21 protein-coding genes are annotated in these 16326 nt (G+C 65.3%); 17 read left to right on the forward strand and 4 right to left on the reverse strand.

The features are described from left to right. Nucleotides 1-134: 134 nt before the first annotated feature. From IFT67_RS15000 to IFT67_RS15060, 13 genes are all read left to right on the forward strand, one after another. Nucleotides 135-707, forward strand: a complete 573-nt coding sequence (locus tag IFT67_RS15000; RefSeq protein ID WP_093398839.1) for a NifU family protein — start codon at nt 135-137, stop codon at nt 705-707. After that, complete coding sequence (locus IFT67_RS15005) at nt 707-1300, forward strand: malonic semialdehyde reductase (RefSeq protein WP_192238986.1); 594 nt, start codon at nt 707-709, stop codon at nt 1298-1300. Before IFT67_RS15000 ends, IFT67_RS15005 begins: the two co-directional genes overlap by 1 nt. 120 nt (nt 1301-1420) lie before the next feature. Next, nucleotides 1421-2038 (forward strand): tRNA (adenosine(37)-N6)-threonylcarbamoyltransferase complex dimerization subunit type 1 TsaB, encoded by a 618-nt coding sequence (tsaB, locus tag IFT67_RS15010; protein ID WP_192238987.1) that lies wholly within the window; start codon nt 1421-1423, stop codon nt 2036-2038. Then, entirely contained in the window at nt 2038-2526 is a 489-nt protein-coding gene (locus tag IFT67_RS15015; protein WP_192238988.1) for a GNAT family N-acetyltransferase, read from the forward strand. The genes tsaB and IFT67_RS15015 overlap by 1 nt, the downstream gene beginning before the upstream one ends. 74 nt (nt 2527-2600) lie before the next feature. Further along, the gene (locus tag IFT67_RS15020; RefSeq protein ID WP_056047123.1) at nt 2601-3023 is read left to right on the forward strand and encodes a Fur family transcriptional regulator; all 423 of its coding nucleotides are present in this window, start codon (nt 2601-2603) and stop codon (nt 3021-3023) included. Continuing rightward, complete coding sequence (locus IFT67_RS15025) at nt 2959-3741, forward strand: lysophospholipid acyltransferase family protein (protein WP_244647410.1); 783 nt, start codon at nt 2959-2961, stop codon at nt 3739-3741. Before IFT67_RS15020 ends, IFT67_RS15025 begins: the two co-directional genes overlap by 65 nt. Before the next feature lie 295 nt (nt 3742-4036). After that, nucleotides 4037-5353 carry a tRNA (N6-isopentenyl adenosine(37)-C2)-methylthiotransferase MiaB gene (miaB, locus tag IFT67_RS15030; protein WP_192238989.1) on the forward strand — a complete coding sequence of 439 codons (1317 nt, stop codon included), beginning with the start codon at nt 4037-4039 and terminating at the stop codon, nt 5351-5353. A gap of 385 nt (nt 5354-5738) precedes the next feature. Continuing rightward, the gene (locus tag IFT67_RS15035; RefSeq protein WP_192238990.1) at nt 5739-6743 is read left to right on the forward strand and encodes a PhoH family protein; all 1005 of its coding nucleotides are present in this window, start codon (nt 5739-5741) and stop codon (nt 6741-6743) included. Between the two features lie 49 nt (nt 6744-6792). Further along, entirely contained in the window at nt 6793-7050 is a 258-nt protein-coding gene (locus tag IFT67_RS15040; RefSeq protein WP_192238991.1) for a type II toxin-antitoxin system VapB family antitoxin, read from the forward strand. A 2-nt stretch (nt 7051-7052) separates the two neighbouring features. Further along, nucleotides 7053-7442, forward strand: coding sequence for a type II toxin-antitoxin system VapC family toxin (locus tag IFT67_RS15045; RefSeq protein WP_342450634.1), 390 nt, complete (start codon nt 7053-7055; stop codon nt 7440-7442). A gap of 9 nt (nt 7443-7451) precedes the next feature. After that, nucleotides 7452-7961 carry an rRNA maturation RNase YbeY gene (gene ybeY / locus IFT67_RS15050; RefSeq protein WP_192238993.1) on the forward strand — a complete coding sequence of 170 codons (510 nt, stop codon included), beginning with the start codon at nt 7452-7454 and terminating at the stop codon, nt 7959-7961. A gap of 8 nt (nt 7962-7969) precedes the next feature. Then, nucleotides 7970-8869 carry a hemolysin family protein gene (locus IFT67_RS15055; RefSeq protein WP_107962772.1) on the forward strand — a complete coding sequence of 300 codons (900 nt, stop codon included), beginning with the start codon at nt 7970-7972 and terminating at the stop codon, nt 8867-8869. Nucleotides 8870-8948: 79 nt separating this feature from the next. Beyond that, nucleotides 8949-10277 carry a PQQ-dependent sugar dehydrogenase gene (locus IFT67_RS15060; protein ID WP_192238994.1) on the forward strand — a complete coding sequence of 443 codons (1329 nt, stop codon included), beginning with the start codon at nt 8949-8951 and terminating at the stop codon, nt 10275-10277. A gap of 205 nt (nt 10278-10482) precedes the next feature. On the opposite strand, the gene IFT67_RS15065 is transcribed toward IFT67_RS15060, so the two are convergent. Together IFT67_RS15065 and IFT67_RS15070 are read right to left on the reverse strand one after the other, a co-directional pair. Continuing rightward, nucleotides 10483-10680: a putative signal transducing protein gene (locus IFT67_RS15065; protein ID WP_192238995.1), complete on the reverse strand. Its 198-nt coding sequence runs from the start codon at nt 10678-10680 to the stop codon at nt 10483-10485. After that, nucleotides 10677-11237, reverse strand: coding sequence for a pyridoxamine 5'-phosphate oxidase family protein (locus tag IFT67_RS15070; protein WP_192238996.1), 561 nt, complete (start codon nt 11235-11237; stop codon nt 10677-10679). The genes IFT67_RS15065 and IFT67_RS15070 overlap by 4 nt, the downstream gene beginning before the upstream one ends. Nucleotides 11238-11286: 49 nt before the next feature. Between IFT67_RS15070 and IFT67_RS15075 the strand changes: the two genes are divergently transcribed. Together IFT67_RS15075 and IFT67_RS15080 are read left to right on the forward strand one after the other, a co-directional pair. Then, a complete protein-coding gene (locus IFT67_RS15075; protein ID WP_056047063.1) occupies nt 11287-11532 on the forward strand; it encodes a type II toxin-antitoxin system CcdA family antitoxin in 246 nt (81 codons plus the stop codon). Then, a complete protein-coding gene (locus IFT67_RS15080) occupies nt 11533-11829 on the forward strand; it encodes a CcdB family protein (RefSeq protein ID WP_192238997.1) in 297 nt (98 codons plus the stop codon). It begins immediately after the preceding gene. Here the strand turns inward: IFT67_RS15080 and tldD are convergent. Next, the gene (tldD, locus tag IFT67_RS15085) at nt 11826-13253 is read right to left on the reverse strand and encodes a metalloprotease TldD (RefSeq protein ID WP_120299871.1); all 1428 of its coding nucleotides are present in this window, start codon (nt 13251-13253) and stop codon (nt 11826-11828) included. The genes IFT67_RS15080 and tldD overlap by 4 nt on opposite strands. 18 nt (nt 13254-13271) lie before the next feature. Beyond that, nucleotides 13272-13505: a zinc-finger domain-containing protein gene (locus IFT67_RS15090; protein ID WP_093398825.1), complete on the reverse strand. Its 234-nt coding sequence runs from the start codon at nt 13503-13505 to the stop codon at nt 13272-13274. 273 nt (nt 13506-13778) lie between these two features. On the opposite strand from IFT67_RS15090, the gene IFT67_RS15095 reads away from it, so the two are divergent. Continuing rightward, complete coding sequence (locus tag IFT67_RS15095) at nt 13779-14717, forward strand: ABC transporter ATP-binding protein (RefSeq protein WP_192238998.1); 939 nt, start codon at nt 13779-13781, stop codon at nt 14715-14717. Beyond that, nucleotides 14714-16291 (forward strand): L-aspartate oxidase, encoded by a 1578-nt coding sequence (nadB, locus tag IFT67_RS15100; RefSeq protein ID WP_192238999.1) that lies wholly within the window; start codon nt 14714-14716, stop codon nt 16289-16291. Before IFT67_RS15095 ends, nadB begins: the two co-directional genes overlap by 4 nt. Nucleotides 16292-16326: the final 35 nt, after the last annotated feature.

Consider the following 16326-nt stretch of genomic DNA (forward strand, 5'->3'; position numbering starts at 1 on the left):
ATACGCAAGCATGTTCTCCCGCCTCTGCAGGATAACAGTCTATCTGGTCGGGTATCTCTCCACCCTACCCCCCGAAAGAAACCGTTTCCCGTTCCGCGCTTGATCCCCCGCCCCCTTCGGGCCACATGCCCCTCATGCTCATCGAAACGGAATCCACTCCCAACCCGTCGACGCTGAAGTTCCTCCCGGGACGCACCGTCATGGAAGCCGGCACGCGCGACTTCGCCACGCCCGAGGAAGCCGAGGTGAGTTCGCTCGCCGATGCGATCTTCGGTCTCGGCGACGTCACCGGCGTGTTCTTCGGCCGCGATTTCGTCTCGGTTACCGCCGCGCCCGGTACCGCCTGGTCGGACCTGAAGCCCGACGTGCTCGCGATCCTGCTCGATCACTTCTCCGCCGCGATGCCGCTGTTCAAGCCCGCGCGCGCCGGCTTCTCGGTGCCGTCGGACGAGCCCGCGCTGTCGGACGATCCCGCCGATGCCGATATCGTCGCGCAGATCCGCGAACTGATCGACACGCGCGTCCGCCCTGCGGTGGCGAACGACGGCGGCGACATCGTCTATCGCGGCTTCGACAAGGGCAAGGTCTTCCTCCAGCTGCAGGGCGCCTGCGCCGGCTGCCCGTCGTCGAGCGCCACGCTCAAGAACGGCATCGAACAGCTGCTGAAATACTACGTCCCCGAAGTCACCGAAGTGAGAGCCGTCTGATGCGTCAGAAACTCGACGACACCGTCCTCGACGCCGTCTTCCGCGATGCCCGCAGCTATAACGGCTACACCGATCAGCCGGTCGCCGAGTCCGAGCTGCACGCGATCTGGGACCTGATGAAGTGGGGCCCGACATCGGCCAACCAGCTCCCCGCGCGCCTGATCTGGTGCGTCAGCGACGGATCGAAGCAGAAGCTCGCCGATGCCTGCAGCGCGCAGAACCAGCCGAAGATCCTCAACGCCCCCGTGTCGGTGATCATCGGCATGGACACGAATTTCCACGAGCATCTGCCCGAGCTGTTCCCGCACGCCGATGCGAAGTCGTGGTTCGACGGCAACGCCGAACTGCGCGAGGCCTCCGCGTTCCGCAACTCGACATTGCAGGGTGCGTATTTCATCATCGCCGCGCGGATGCTCGGGCTCGATACCGGGCCGATGTCGGGCTTCGACGCGGGCAAAGTCGATACGGCGTTCTTCCACGACACGCCTGCGGTGCGGACCAATTTCATTTCGACGCTCGGCCACGGCGATCCCGCGACGATCCACGCCCGCTCGCCCCGTCCCGACTTCGCGAAGTTCAACAGCATCGCTTGAGGCGGGACCTGCTCCCTCTCCCCTGCGGGGAGAGGGTCGGGGCGAGGGGCAGTTGGGAAGGGCAGCGCTCGCGGCGCCCCTCACCCTGCCCTCTCCCCTGAGGGGAGAGGGTAAGAAGTAATGCGCACGTTAGTCATCGAAACATCCACCACCGCCTGCTCGGTCGCCCTCATCGAAGACGGCGCCATCATCGCCCGCGCGCACGAAGTCGTCGGCCGCGGCCACGCCGAGCGCCTCATCCCAATGATCGCCGAACTCCCTAACGGTGGCCGAGCCGACCGCATCATCGTCGATTGCGGCCCCGGCAGCTTCACCGGCGTCCGCGTCGGGATTGCCGCCGCGCGCGGCCTCGCACTCGGCTGGGGCGCGGAAATCGCCGGCTTTTCCTCGCTCCCGCTCATCGCCGCCGCCGGTTTCGCCGACCGCTTAACCGACGATATTGCGGTGATCATGGAAGGCGGGCATGGCGAGGTCTTCATGCAAGCGTTCTCCGCCGATCTGTCGCCGCGATCCGACATGGTATCGCTGAAGCCCGACGCCGCGCTCGCCGCGCTGGCAGGACGGCGCGCGGTCGGCAACGGCGTGCGCTGGCTCGCCGCGCTCGACGACGGCTTGGACCTGACCGAAGCACTTCCGGGCGCAGCCTCCGCGATCCTGCTGCCCGCAGCACTGACTGCCCTCGCGCCAAGCCCGATCTACGGCCGCGCGCCCGACGCCAAGCCATCGGTCCCGAAATAATGGCCACCCGCCAGGCCGCCACGCGCACCGTCACGCTCCGCACCGGCGACGCGCGCGATTTGGCGATCGTCGACGCGCTGATGACCGAGGCGTTCGACCCGCGCTACGGCGAGGCGTGGACGCGCAGCCAATGCCTCGGCGTGCTCGCACTGACCGGCGTCCACCTCACGCTCGCGTTCGTCGACGACTTCCCCGCCGGTTTCACGATGACCCGGTCGGTCGCCGACGAAGCCGAACTCCTGCTGATCGCGGTTGCGCCGGACTATCGACGCCGCGGCGTCGGCACGGCGCTCATCCGCGCGGCGATCGCCGATTGCTCGGTCGGTAGCATCGCCAAGCTCCATCTCGAGGTCCGCGCGGGCAACGACGCGGTCAAGATGTACGACGCGCACGGCTTCACCAAGGTCGGCGAACGTCGCGCCTACTACCGCGGCAAGACCGGCGTCGCGTATGACGCACATACATATTCGAAAGATATCAACAGTTAAGGCTTATTGCGAGTCACTATCCCTTTTCGCAACAGCGCGGAGGCCCTACATGGCACTCAACGAGGGAACGACACATGCCGCGCAAAATCGATCTGGAAGCACTCTGCAACGAGAAGGGCCTGCGCATTACCGAGCAGCGCCGCGTCATCGCGCGCGTGCTGTCCGAGGCGGACGATCATCCCGACGTCGAGAAGGTCTATGAGCGCGCGTCGCAGATCGACCCCGGCATCTCGATCGCGACGGTGTACCGCACGGTCCGGTTGTTCGAGGAGGCCGGCATTCTCGACCGCCACGATTTCGGCGATGGCCGTGCCCGCTACGAGCCTGCGCCCGAGGCGCATCACGATCACTTGATCGACGTCGAGAGCGGCAAGGTGATCGAATTCGTCGATCCCGAACTCGAGCAGTTGCAGAAGGCGATCGCGGAGAAACTTGGCTTCCGGCTGGTCGATCACCGCATGGAACTCTACGGCGTCGCGCTCACCCGCAAGGACTGACGCGATCGGCCGGCTCCGCTTTGGCGCGCGGCTGGCGGCGCTGCTGGTTGCGCTGATCCTGGCGCTGCCATTGCACGGTATGTGGCGGCTGTTCGGCCGCAAGTCGCCCTGGCCCCCACGGTTCCTAGGGCTGGTTGCGCGCATAGTCGGCGCCCGCCCCCGCGTCGTCGGCACGCCGCTTCGCCATGACGTCGTCTTCGTCTCGAACCATCTGAGCTGGATCGACATCCTCCTCCTGTCCGGCGCGACCGGCACCGCGTTCGTCGCCAAATCCGAACTCCGCAGCGCCCCGCTGGTCGGCTGGCTGTGCACGCTCAACCACACGATCTTCGTGAGCCGCGCCGACCGCATGGCCGTAACCGCCCAGATCGCCCAGATCCGCGACACGTTGGCGGCCGACTGGCCCGTAACCCTCTTCCCCGAGGGCACGACGGGAGACGGCACCACGCTCCTTCCCTTCAAAGCCGCGTTGCTGGCAGCGCTCGATCCGCCCCCGCCCGGTGTGAAGGTCCAACCGGTCCGCATCGATTATGGCGCGGCCACCGACGAACTCGCCTGGGTCGGCGACGAGCCTGGCCAACACCACGCCGCCCGCGTCCTGAAGCGCCGGGGCAAATTCGTCGCGACGCTGCACTTCGCCGAACCCTTCGACCCCGCGGAATACGGCAACCGAAAAGCCATAACCGCCGAAGCCCGCCGCCGCATGGTAGCGCTGTAAGCCGCGAATTAAGAGTGTTTCCCCGCGAAGGCGGGGACCCAGTCTGGACTCCCGCCTTCGCGGGAGAACAAGGGAGGGATGCTCCACCCATCCCCAACCGAGGAACACCACCCCGGCGAAGGCCTGGGCCCAATTGGAAAAGTCGCTGTAACGGAGGGCAGACCGCAGTCAGGGACGTCGCCCAATTGGGCCCCGGCCTCCGCCGGGGTGGTGCACTTCTAGCATCGACGCCCTGTTAGCGGCAGCAACAACGCCCCCCTCCCCCCACGCACACAAATTTGGTAGGGCCTCCCGCATGTCTCCCCCCAAAACCTTCCACGTAAAATCCTTCGGCTGCCAGATGAACGTCTACGACGGCGAGCGCATGGCCGAGCTGATGGCCGCCCAGGGCCTCACCCAGGCCGACGCGGTCGACGCCGACGTCGTCGTCCTCAACACCTGCCACATCCGCGAACGCGCCACCGAAAAGGTCTATTCGGACATCGGCCGCCTCCGGAAGGACCAGCGCCGCAAGTCGGGCAAGACCCCCATGATCGCCGTCGCCGGCTGCGTCGCACAAGCCGAGGGCGAGGAGATCTTCACTCGCGCCAAGGTCGACATCGTCGTCGGCCCGCAAGCCTATCACAACCTGCCCGAACTCGTCGCGAAGGCCGCCGCCGGCACGCCCTCGCTAGACACCGACATGCCGCTGCTGTCGAAGTTCGGCGCGCTGCCCTCGCGTCGGAAGGTCGCCCCCTCGGCGTTCCTCACCGTGCAGGAAGGCTGCGACAAATTCTGCACCTACTGCGTCGTCCCCTACACGAGAGGCGCAGAAATCAGCCGACCGTTCGCGGCGATCGTGGACGAAGCCAAGGCGCTGGTCGACGCCGGCGCGCGCGAGATCACGCTGCTCGGCCAGAACGTCAACGCGTGGAGCGAAAACGAGCGCGGCCTCCACGACCTGATCCGCGATCTCGACCGCATTCCCGGCCTCGCGCGCATCCGCTACACCACCAGCCACCCCAACGACATGACCCAAGGCCTGATCGACGCGCACCGCGACATCGAGAGCCTGATGCCGTTCCTCCATTTGCCCGTGCAAGCCGGCAGCGACCGCGTCCTCAAGGCGATGAACCGGAGCCATACCCGCGACTCCTACCTCCGCCTCCTCGACCGCGTCCGCGAAGTCCGCCCCGACATCGCGCTGTCCGGCGACTTCATCGTCGGCTTCCCAGGGGAGACCGACGCCGAATTCGAGGACACGCTAAGCCTCGTCGACGCGGTAGGCTACGCGCAAGCCTATAGCTTCAAATACAGCCCCCGCCCCGGCACGCCTGCCGCCTCGATCGTCGAACAGGTCCCGGAATCGGTCATGGACGAGCGCCTCCAACGTCTCCAGGCCGCGCTCAACCGCGATCAGCACGCCTTCAACGCCGCCACCGTCGGCCGCACCTGCACCGTCTTGCTCGAACGCGCGGGAAAACTCCCCGGCCAGTTGATCGGCAAGTCCCCCTGGCTGCAATCGGTCCACCTGATCGGCAACCACGCGATCGGCGACCTGGTGGAAGTGACGCTGGCGGCTGCCGGCCCGAACTCCCTCACCGGCATCGAGCGGGTCGCCGAAGCCGCCTGAGCCCCCTCCTAATCCTCCCCCGCCAGGGGGAGGTGGCAGGCACTTGCCTGACGGAGGGGGAGGCAAGCGCCGACGCCTGATCCGTGTCCTCCCCCTCCGTCACCTGCGGCGACACCTCCGCCTTGCAGGGGAGGATCGCAACGGCGTCCCCAAGGCGTCAGAACGATACGCGGGGCTCGTGAAACCACCCCCCGCGATTTTGCTGTCCTACATCCGGATCGCCTGTCACACTCACCTCCGATGCAGCTTCGCCCACGCGACTCGAATCATCTCTTGGCCAGCGCTCCGGCGCGGCTTGAACGCGTCGCCCGCGATGCTCATCTTCCTTTCAAAGGTTACGGTTTGACGCTTCCAGGCGTAACCTTTGACACCCTGAAAGGACCGTATGAGCCGTAAACCCGTTCCCGCCCAGTCCGGTGACCGCGCCCGAGTCGAGCTGCTGTTCGACAAGCCCCAATTGCTCGTCCGGCTCTTCGGCCAGTACGATCAGAACCTGGTAGCGCTCGAGAATCGCCTCGGCGTCTACATCACCGCACGAGGGAACAAGATCGGCCTGGAGGGCACCGCCGAACAGGTCGCCAAGGCTCGCGATGTGCTCCACGATCTCTACGCCCGCATCCAGCGCGGCGAAGACGTCGACGCAGGCTTGGTCGACGCGTCGATAGCGATGGCGGACGAACCCGTTCTCGAAGGCATCATCCGCGCTGATGCCGGCGGTGGCGCCGCACCCCCGATCATGATCCGCACCCGGAAAAAGACGATCGTGCCGCGCACGCCGGCGCAGGCGCACTACATGCGCGAGCTCGCCAACAACGACATGATCTTCGCGCTCGGGCCGGCGGGCACGGGCAAGACCTATGTCGCGGTCGCGCAAGCCGTGCAGCAGCTCATCAACGGCAGCGTCCAGCGGCTGATCCTGTCGCGTCCCGCTGTCGAAGCCGGCGAACGCCTCGGCTTCCTCCCCGGCGACATGAAGGAGAAGGTCGATCCGTATCTTCGCCCACTATACGATGCGCTTTACGACTGCCTCCCCGCCGAGCAGGTCGAACGCCGCATCGCATCGGGCGAAATCGAGGTCGCCCCGATCGCCTTCATGCGCGGCCGCACATTGGCAGACGCATTCGTCATCCTCGACGAAGCGCAGAACACCACGCCCGCACAAATGAAGATGTTCCTCACCCGCTTCGGCCAGAACAGCCGCATGGTGATCTGCGGCGACCCGAAGCAGGTCGACATCCCCGGCGGCGTCGCGGCGTCAGGTTTGGCGGATGCGGTCCGGCGGCTGGAAGGCGTCGAGAGCATCTCGATGTGTCGCTTCACCGTCGGCGACGTCGTCCGCCACCCAATCGTCGGCCGCGTCGTCGGGGCGTACGAAGGAACCGATGGTTGATGCATGGGATATCCCGGAGTATTATCCGGGATATCCTAGGAGGATGACGATGGCGTCGCTCTACATCAAGGACAACGAAACCGCCGAACTCGCGACTGAGCTTGCGGCGCGTCTGGGCGTCACCAAGACGGAGGTCGTTCGTGATTTGCTGCGTCGCCAGAAGGCAGAATTGACACCGTCGGTTTCGGTGCCGAGCATGCGCGAACGCCTGGACGCATGGCGCAAGGCTCACCCCCTAGGTGAGCCGACTGGCCTGAAAGCCGATAAGGCGTTTTTCGACGAATTATGGGGCGAGGAACCGGATTGACCGTGTTCGTCGATGCATCCGCGCTTGTAGCGATTATTACAGGTGAACCGGAGCGCGATACTTTCATCACGCGTGTCGAACATGACGGAAATGCCCTGTGGTCGGCGATGTCATGCTGGGAGACGGTGTCCGCTCTTCGTAGCTCCTATCGGTTTGATATCGATGTGGCTCGCAGTGAAGTGGAAAACACCGCTCCGGTGTTGGCTCTTCGCCTTATCGCAATTGGAGAGAGCGAATTATCTACGGCCCTCGACGCCTATCAAATCTACGGCAAGGGCCGCCACCCCGCAAAGCTCAACATGGGCGATTGTTTCGCCTATGCCTGCGCGAAAACCCATGGCGCGGAACTTCTCTACAAGGGTAATGATTTCGCCCTGACCGATCTCGCCTGAAGGACCTGCATGCTCGAACTCGCGCTCTCTTCCGACGCCCCCTGGCCCGAGCAGGATTGGGACGCTCTCGCCCTTCGTGCAGCGACCGCGGCAATCCAGCGGACCCCGCACGGTGAATTGCTGACCAGCGCCGCGACGGTCGAGATCTCGATCCGGCTCGCGTCGGACGACGAGGTCCACACACTCAACAAGCAGTATCGCCAGAAGGACAAGCCGACCAACGTCCTGTCCTTCCCGATGGTCCAGCCCGACCTGCTCGCCACGGTCAGCCAGAATTCGGACGATGGCGAAGTCCTCCTCGGCGACATCATCCTCGCGCACGGCGTCTGCGTCGCGGAAGCGGCCGAGCGCGGTATCTCGGTCGAGGATCATGCGATGCATCTGATGGTGCACGGCACGCTGCATCTGCTAGGCTATGACCATATCGACGACGACGAGGCCGAGGGCATGGAGCAGATCGAACGCGACGCGCTCGCCGCTTTGGGCCTCCACGACCCCTATCTGATAACAGAGGACTGACGACCACGATGGCCGATGGCCCCAATGCCGGTAACGGCGATAGTAGCGACAGTATCTGGCGCGGGCTCAAGGGCCTGATCTTCGGTGCTCAAGACGAATCCCTTCGCGACCAGCTCGAGGATGCGATCGACCGGCACGAGGGCGATCCCGCCCCCGATGCCAAGGGCGATCTCACCCCGCTCGAGCGCCAGATGGTCCGCAACCTGCTCCACTTCAGCGAACGTGATGCCGGCGATGTCGGCGTGCCCCGCGCGGACATCATCGCGGTCGAGGAGGAGACGCCGTTCGCCGACCTGGTGAAGCTGTTCGCCGAAGCCGGCCATAGCCGCCTGCCGGTGTACCGCGACAACCTCGATACGATCATCGGCATGGTCCACATCAAGGACGTCTTCAACATCCTCGCGACCGGCGCGGAGCATCCGACGTCGATCGCTGGGCTGATCCGCGAGCCGCTCTACGCGCCGATGTCGCGCGGGGCGCTCGATCTGCTCGCGGACATGCGGCAGAAGCACGTCCACCTGACGATCGTGCTCGACGAATATTCGGGGACGGAAGGCCTGGTCACGTTCGAGGACCTGATCGAGGAGATCGTCGGCGAGGTCGAGGACGAGCATGACGAGGCGCCGCAGGTGCTGATGACACCGATCGAAGGTGGTGCCTGGGATGCCGACGCACGCGCCGAACTCGAGGACGCCGCAGAACTGATCGATCCGCGCCTGGCGGAGGTCGACGGCGATATCGACACGCTGGGCGGCTTGGCAGCGCTTCTAGCAGGGCATGTCCCGCAGATAGGCGAATGCGTCGATCATCCGAGCGGCTGGAAGCTGGAGATCATCGACGCCGACGAACGCCGTATCAATCGCCTGCGCCTGCATCCGCCGGTGGTGCCGGTCGAGGACGACGACTGATACAGCCTACGCAATGGATCGACGGGCCTTTTACCCATGATCCATTGCCCCGGCCCTGCCTCCGTTCTAACTTCCCTTCATGCGCAAACACATCCTCATCGTCCTTGGGTTGATCCTGCTCGTGATCGCCGCGGGCGTCACCTATCTCGCCTGGCCCGACACGGCGGAATTGTCGGTCGACCAGGTCGCCGGCAAGCTGCCCAAGATCACCGATCCCCGCATCCAGACGATCCCGACCGTCAAGGTCGCCAAGGTCGTCGGCTGGCAGAACGGCGCGATGCCGACGCCTGCCGCCGGCCTTAAGGTCCAGCCGTTCGCGACCGGACTCGATCACCCGCGCTGGATGTACCGCCTCCCCAATGGCGACGTGCTGGTCGCCGAGACCAACTCGCCCCCGCGCGACGGCGGCGGGATCACCGGCTGGGTGATGAAGGTGCTGATGGGTCGCGCCGGCGCCGGCGTGCCGTCGGCGAACCGCATCACGCTGCTGCGCGACGCGAACGGCGACGGCGTGGCGGAGACGAAGTCGGTGTTCATGACCGGGCTCAACTCGCCGTTCGGCATGACGCTGCTCGACGGCCAGCTCTACATCGGCAACACCGACGCGCTGGTCCGCGTGCCGTATACCGACGGGGCGACCAAGATCACCGCCAAGCCCGAGCTCGTCATCAAGCTCAACCCGGGCGGCAATCACTGGGCACGCAACGTCATCGCTGCGGCGGACGGCAAGACGCTCTATGTCGGCGTCGGCTCCTCTTCGAACATCGCCGAGAACGGCATGGACGCCGAGAAATACCGCGCCAACATCCTGCAAGTCTGGCCGAAGGACAAGAACTGGCGGATCTACGCGGCCGGCCTGCGCAACCCCAACGGCATGGCGATCAACCCCAAGTCGGGCGGGCTTTGGACCGTCGTCAATGAGCGCGACATGCTCGGCTCCGACCTCGCGCCGGATTACCTGACTCAGGTCGAGTTCGGCGATAACTTCGGTTGGCCCTGGTATTATTGGGGTGGCTATCCCGACACTCGCGTCGAACCAAAGAACCCTGCGCTACAGCAATACGCGAAGCGCCCCGACTATGCGCTGGGGCCGCACGTCGCCGCGCTCGGCCTGACCTTCTCCGCGGACGCGAAGCTCGGCGCGAAGTTCGCCAATGGCGCGTTCGTCGGCGAGCACGGCTCGTGGAATCGCAAGCCAGTCTCGGGCTACAAGGTCGTCTACGTGCCCTTCGGCGACACTGGCTTCCCGGCGGCAAACGCGAAGCCGGTCGACGTGCTCGGCGGGTTCCTGAACAAGGATGGCGACGCGCAAGGCCGCCCGGTCGGCGTCATCACCGACAAGACCGGCGGCCTGCTGGTCGCCGACGACGTCGGCAACGCGATCTGGCGGGTCAGCGCTGGGGGATGATTTCGGTGGGGGGCATCGAAGGCCCCGCCCTCTATACAAAAGGCGTACGAATCCAACTTGTCGTCATCCCCGCGGAGGCGGGGACCCATATGCGCAAGGGCTATCGATTAACTCGCGAGCTTTGCCAGTATGGGTTCTCGCCTGCGCGGGAATGACGATCCGGGAGTTAGGTCGGCGGTTTCCTGCCAGCGCCTAACGCACCCTCTCACCCCGCCAAAATCCCCCGAGCCTCGTCGAGATCATCCTCGTCGACCATCACGCGAACCGGGATCAGCAACCAGCTCCCCTCCATGATCGACGTCCCGCCATCGAACGCGATCGCGAGGATGCCTTCGCTCTCAAGCCGCCCAACGATGATATGCGCCTCGTTGCGCCCGTACCGCCCGAGTTCGACCAGGCTCACGCGCCAACTCGGTCCGGCAGGACGGTGCCGAGCCGAACCGGCAACCCGTCGATGCTCGCTACTGGCCCCGCCCATTCCTCGATCCGCTCGGCGTCGGACTGCCTGGCGTGATATTTCGACAAGGTCTGCCGTTCACGGTCCAGCGTCATGAACGGCACGCCCCACCCGCAACTCGTCTGCACCTCGTCGACATCGATCACGAAGATCTGCCGCGTCCCCGGCAACGGCGTGAACTGCGCGTAGAGGTCAGCCCAGCCGTCGTCCTGCGGCAGCACCGCACGCCCCTTGCCATAGATGCGGAAGATCAGCGCAGGCTGGTCGAACGCGCAGAACATGATCGTGATGCGACCATCGGCGCCCAGATGCGCGTTCGTCTCGTTCCCCGACCCACCGACGTCGAGATACGCGACCGTCTTCGGATCGAGTACGCGAAAACTGTCCATGCCCTTGGGACTGAGATTGATCCGCGCGCCTTCCGCGGCTGTCGCAACGAAGAATACCGGTTGCCGCATCACGAACGCGCGATGATCGTCGGTGAGCGCGGGGAAGAAGTCCATCGTTCGGCTCCGAATTGACGCGCGTCGTCAACGCGCATATTCTGTGCGCATGAAACATGATCCTATCGCTACCGGCAAGCGCAAATCGGTAAATATGTCCGTTGATACCGGCATTGTCGCCGCTGCCAAGGAAGCGGGCGTCAACCTGTCGCGCGTCACGGAAGCCGCACTCCGCGGCGCAATCAAGACCGAGCGCGAACGGCGGTGGAAGGAGGAGAATCGACAGTGGATCGAAGCGCAGAACCGATGGATCGACGAGAACGGAATTCCGCTTTCCGGCCTCGAGCCGCTCTAAATGGCGCAATTCGACGTCCATTCGATCGACGGTCACGGACTTGTCGTGAATTGCCAGAGCGATCTTCTAAGCGACTTGCGCTCGCGAATCGTTGCCCCATTACGCCAGCCTGACGAACCGTCGGTTTCGCAGTCTAGGCTCAATCCACTCGTGACGGTGCATCAGACGGAATATCGCGTTGCCGTCCAGTTTCTACGCGCCGTCGACAGCCGGCAACTCGGTGAAAAGATCGGTTCGCTTCTCGACTACGAATATGATCTGAAGGCTGCAATCGACATGGTCGTCGGCGGACTTTAAGCCGCCGTCCCCCCGACCGTAAGACCATCGACCAGCAACGTCGGCTGCCCCACGCCAGCCGGCACCGACTGGCCGCCCTTGCCGCAGATCCCGATGCCCTCGTCGAGCGCGAAGTCGTTGCCGATCCCACGGACCTTGGTCAGCGAACTCGGGCCATCGCCAATCAACGTCGCGCCCTTGATCGGCGCACCGAGCTTGCCGTCCTCGATCAGATACGCCTCGGTGCAGCTGAACACAAACTTGCCCGAGACGATGTCGACCTGCCCGCCGCCGAACGCCTTGGCGAAGATGCCCTTCTTCACGCGCGACAAAAGCTCCGCGGGATCGTCGTTGCCCGCCTTCATGAAGGTGTTGGTCATCCGCGGCATCGGTGCGTGCGCATAGCTCTCGCGGCGGCCGTTGCCGGTCGCCTCGACGCCCATCAACCGCGCGTTGAGGCGGTCCTGCATATAGCCCTTGAGGATGCCATCCTCGATCAGCACGGTCTCGCGCGTCGGCGTACCTTCGTCATCGATCGTCAGCGATCCGCGGCGATCCTGAAGCGAGCCGTCGTCGACCACCGTCACGCCCTCAGCCGCGACGCGCTCGCCGATGCGACCCGAGAAGGCCGACGTACCCTTGCGGTTGAAATCGCCTTCGAGCCCGTGACCGATCGCCTCATGCAGCAGGATGCCGGGCCAGCCATTGCCGAGCAGCACGGTCATCTCGCCCGCCGGTGCCGCGATCGAGTCGAGGTTCACCAAGGCCTGCGACAACGCCTCGTCGATCGCGCGGTTGTACGTCGCCGGCTCGAACAGGTCGTTGTAAAGATAGCGGCCGCCGATCCCGTAGCTGCCCGTCTCACGACGCCCGTTCTGTTCGGCGACGATCGAAACGTTGAGGCGGACGAGCGGACGCACGTCGGTCGCGACGAAGCCGTCCGCGCGGACGATCTCGACCACCGACCATGTCCCCGAAAGGCTGACCGAGACCTGCGCAACCCGCGGATCGCGGGCGCGCGCGGCAGCGTCGATCGTCTGGCAAAGGTTCACCTTGTCCGCGAACGGCACCAAATCGAGCGGATCGGCAGCGGTGTAGCGGCGCTGGTTGGTGCCCTGCGGCGGACCAGCCTTCGCGGCGACACCCGGTTCGATCAGCGCCATCGTCTCGGCGGCACGTCGGATCGCGGCGGGGGTCATCTCGTTCGAATGCGCGAACGCGGTCATCTCGCCCGAGACGGCGCGCAGGCCGAAACCCGAGCTCGTATCGTAGGACGCAGTCTTCAGCCGGCCGTCGTCGAAGCCGAACGCCTCGGCCTTGCGGTACTGGAGATACAGCTCGCCGTCATCGGCCTTGCCGAGCGCCTTTGCGGTCAGCGCCTGCGCCTGTTCGGGGTCCAGGGTATCGCGGTAGAGGAACGAACGGGGGTCTGCTGCTATCGTCATCCGATAGATATAAGCGGCTTAGCGCCCTGCGCCATCCCCGTGATCGCGCAAAGTCGCCTGGTCCGCGCCATCGGCGGCACCGCCAACGAGGATGAAGCGCCGGTCGCAATAGCCGCAATCGACATAGCCGGTCTCGTCGATCTGCAACCAGACGCGTGGGTGGCCGAGTGCCGCACCGCCGGGAATGTCGGTGGCGCCGTCGCAGGCGACGCGGGCGTGGGTGACGCGGGTGGTTTCGAGCGGCGGATGCATGAGGGGGCGATAGCAAGCGCGCGCCGGCCGGGCAATTGGTTCTTCGGCGTGGCAAGAAGGAAGAATGGGTTCACGCGGAGACGCGGAGACGCGGAGGTGTTGCATCCAGCCCATCGGTCGGGAGACATCATGATCTGTTCCGCAGGTAGGTGATCGAGCGGTCGCTACGCGACAAGCGCAACACCTCCGCGTCTCCGCGCCTCCGCGTGAACAAATATTCTTTGCAACGCCCGAGGGGATGACCAGCCCCGCCCGCCCCGCTATGCCGCAGCCATGACCGAAGCTGCGATCGCAATCTCGAACCTTTGCAAGACATACGCGCCCGTCGGCACCGCCCCGCCCAAGCGTGCGCTCGACGGGGTGACGTTCGACGTCCCTCGCGGCCAGATCTTCGGGCTGCTCGGCCCCAACGGCGCAGGCAAGTCCACGCTGATCAACATCCTCGCCGGGCTGGTCAACAAGACCGACGGCAGCGCCGCGATCTGGGGGTTCGACATCGACGAACACCCGCGCAACGCCAAGGCGTCGATCGGGATCGTCAACCAGGAGATCCTGTTCGACCCCTTCTTCTCGCCCTTCGAGACGCTCGAAATCCAGGCCGGCCTCTACGGCGTTCCCAAGGCGAAGCGCCGCACGATGGAACTGCTCCGCGCGGTCCATCTCGAGGACAAGGCGCACGCTTACGCCCGCACGCTGTCCGGCGGCATGAAGCGCCGCCTGATGGTGGCGAAAGCGATGGTCCACTCGCCGCCCGTCCTCGTCCTCGACGAGCCGACCGCAGGCGTCGACATCGAACTGCGCCAACAGCTCTGGACCTATGTCCGCAGCCTCAACCAGGCCGGCGTAACGGTCGTCCTCACCACGCATTACCTCGAGGAAGCCGAGGAACTCTGCGACCGCATCGCGATCATCAACAACGGTCGCCTGATCGCGAACGAACCGACCCGCGAACTCGTTGGCAAGGCGCAGGAGAAGATCGTCGCCGTCACCGTCGATCGCGACGTGACCGACATTCCCGCCAACGCCTGCTTCCAGAAGATCACGCTTAAGGGCACGCGGACGCTCGAGATCACCTACAAGAAGGACCGCGTAAACGCCGGCGAAGTCCTCGCCGCGATTCAAGGCAGCGGCTTCGGCATCGTCGACGTCTCGACCAAGGAACCCGATCTCGAGGACGTCTTCCTCAGCCTGACCCGCGCCGCCAACGCATGACGAGCGACATCCTGATCGTCGGCTCGGGCGCCGCAGGTCTCACCGCGGCACTCAACCTCGCCGACCGCTTCAAGGTCACGGTGTTAGCGAAGGGCGCGCTGAACGAAGGCTCGACCGCCTGGGCGCAGGGCGGGATCGCCGCCGTGCTCGAACCCGGCGACACGTTCGAGAACCATGTCGAGGACACGATGGTCGCCGGCGCCGGGCTCAACGACCGCGCGATCGTCGAGATGGTCGTCGAGGGCGCCCCCGCCGCGATCGAGCGCCTCACGCATCTCGGCGTGCCGTTCGAGACCGAAGGCAACGCGCTGCACCTGACGCGCGAGGGTGGGCACTCGCATCGCCGCATCGTCCACGTCGCCGACGCGACCGGCTGGGCAGTGCAGGAAGCGTTGCAGAAGGCCGCCGAAGCACACCCGAACATTACGCTGGTGCCCGACCAGATCGCGATCGACCTCGCGACCGGCCGCCACGAGGAACGCTATTCGGGGTCCGGCAACGTCTGGGGCGTCTACGCGGTCGACCGCAAGACCGAGCGCGTCGCCCTCTACACCGCGCGCGCGACGATCCTCGCGACCGGCGGTGCGGGACGCACCTACCTGTTCTCGACCGCCCCCCGCGGCGCGACCGGCGACGGCATCGCGATGGCATGGCGCGCGGGCGCGCGCGTCTCCAACATGGAGATGATGCAGTTCCACCCGACCTGCCTCTACAATCTGGAGGTCAAGAATTTCCTGATCACGGAAGCGGTCCGCGGCGAAGGCGGGCGGTTGATCAACCCGTCGACCGGCAAGCGCTTCATGACCTATTACGACCCCGCGCGGATGGAGCTCGCCCCCCGCGATATCGTCGCGCGTGCGATCGATGCCGAGATCAAGCGCTACGGGCTCGATTACGTCCATCTCGACATCAGCCACATGCCCGCCGAGTTCATCCGCCATCACTTCCCGAACATCCACGAGAAGCTGCTGACAGTCGGCATCGACATGACCACGCAGCCGATCCCGGTCGTCCCCGCGCAGCACTATACCTGCGGCGGCATCGTCATCGACGAGCACGGCAAGACCGACCTTCCCGGGTTGTACGCGGCGGGCGAATGCACCGAATCCGGACTTCACGGCGCCAACCGGCTCGCGTCCAATTCGCTGCTCGAATGCTTCGTGTTCGGCGAAGCGGCGGCGGACAGCATCGCAGCCGCGTGGGACTCGCTGCCCCCGCCCCCACCGATCCGCCCCTGGGACGAAAGCCGCGTCACCGATTCCGACGAAGAGGTCGTGATCAAACAGACCTGGACCGAAATCCGCCGGTTCATGTGGAATTACGTCGGCATCGTCCGCACCACCAAGCGGCTCGAACGCGCCAAGCACCGCATCGAACTGCTCAACGACGAGGTCGCCGAATATTACCAGCACTTCCGCGTCACGCCCGACCTGATCGAACTGCGCAACCTGCTCCAGACCGCCGAACTGATCGTCCGATCCGCGTTGCACCGGCATGAAAGCCGCGGGCTGCACTTCACGCTCGACTACCCTGAGACGCTGCCCGAGGCGGTCGATACGGTTCTCGTTCCATAGCATGATGGCGACTCGGCGCATCGTCGTCGCGCTTC

Origin of the sequence: Sphingomonas sp. CFBP 13728 (genome assembly GCF_014841895.1) — a bacterium.
GTDB lineage: Bacteria > Pseudomonadota > Alphaproteobacteria > Sphingomonadales > Sphingomonadaceae > Sphingomonas.

What these genes read in the sequence shown, in the direction of transcription:
- IFT67_RS15000 (WP_093398839.1), top strand. Translation starts at nt 135, where the DNA reads ATGCTCATCGAAACGGAATCCACTCCCAACCCGTCGACGCTGAAGTTC.
- IFT67_RS15005 (WP_192238986.1), top strand. Translation starts at nt 707, where the DNA reads ATGCGTCAGAAACTCGACGACACCGTCCTCGACGCCGTCTTCCGCGAT.
- tsaB (WP_192238987.1), top strand. Translation starts at nt 1,421, where the DNA reads ATGCGCACGTTAGTCATCGAAACATCCACCACCGCCTGCTCGGTCGCC.
- IFT67_RS15015 (WP_192238988.1), top strand. Translation starts at nt 2,038, where the DNA reads ATGGCCACCCGCCAGGCCGCCACGCGCACCGTCACGCTCCGCACCGGC.
- IFT67_RS15020 (WP_056047123.1), top strand. Translation starts at nt 2,601, where the DNA reads ATGCCGCGCAAAATCGATCTGGAAGCACTCTGCAACGAGAAGGGCCTG.
- miaB (WP_192238989.1), top strand. Translation starts at nt 4,037, where the DNA reads ATGTCTCCCCCCAAAACCTTCCACGTAAAATCCTTCGGCTGCCAGATG.
- IFT67_RS15035 (WP_192238990.1), top strand. Translation starts at nt 5,739, where the DNA reads ATGAGCCGTAAACCCGTTCCCGCCCAGTCCGGTGACCGCGCCCGAGTC.
- IFT67_RS15040 (WP_192238991.1), top strand. Translation starts at nt 6,793, where the DNA reads ATGGCGTCGCTCTACATCAAGGACAACGAAACCGCCGAACTCGCGACT.
- ybeY (WP_192238993.1), top strand. Translation starts at nt 7,452, where the DNA reads ATGCTCGAACTCGCGCTCTCTTCCGACGCCCCCTGGCCCGAGCAGGAT.
- IFT67_RS15055 (WP_107962772.1), top strand. Translation starts at nt 7,970, where the DNA reads ATGGCCGATGGCCCCAATGCCGGTAACGGCGATAGTAGCGACAGTATC.
- IFT67_RS15060 (WP_192238994.1), top strand. Translation starts at nt 8,949, where the DNA reads ATGCGCAAACACATCCTCATCGTCCTTGGGTTGATCCTGCTCGTGATC.
- IFT67_RS15070 (WP_192238996.1), bottom strand. Translation starts at nt 11,237, where the DNA reads ATGGACTTCTTCCCCGCGCTCACCGACGATCATCGCGCGTTCGTGATG.
- IFT67_RS15075 (WP_056047063.1), top strand. Translation starts at nt 11,287, where the DNA reads ATGAAACATGATCCTATCGCTACCGGCAAGCGCAAATCGGTAAATATG.
- IFT67_RS15080 (WP_192238997.1), top strand. Translation starts at nt 11,533, where the DNA reads ATGGCGCAATTCGACGTCCATTCGATCGACGGTCACGGACTTGTCGTG.
- tldD (WP_120299871.1), bottom strand. Translation starts at nt 13,253, where the DNA reads ATGACGATAGCAGCAGACCCCCGTTCGTTCCTCTACCGCGATACCCTG.
- IFT67_RS15090 (WP_093398825.1), bottom strand. Translation starts at nt 13,505, where the DNA reads ATGCATCCGCCGCTCGAAACCACCCGCGTCACCCACGCCCGCGTCGCC.
- IFT67_RS15095 (WP_192238998.1), top strand. Translation starts at nt 13,779, where the DNA reads ATGACCGAAGCTGCGATCGCAATCTCGAACCTTTGCAAGACATACGCG.
- nadB (WP_192238999.1), top strand. Translation starts at nt 14,714, where the DNA reads ATGACGAGCGACATCCTGATCGTCGGCTCGGGCGCCGCAGGTCTCACC.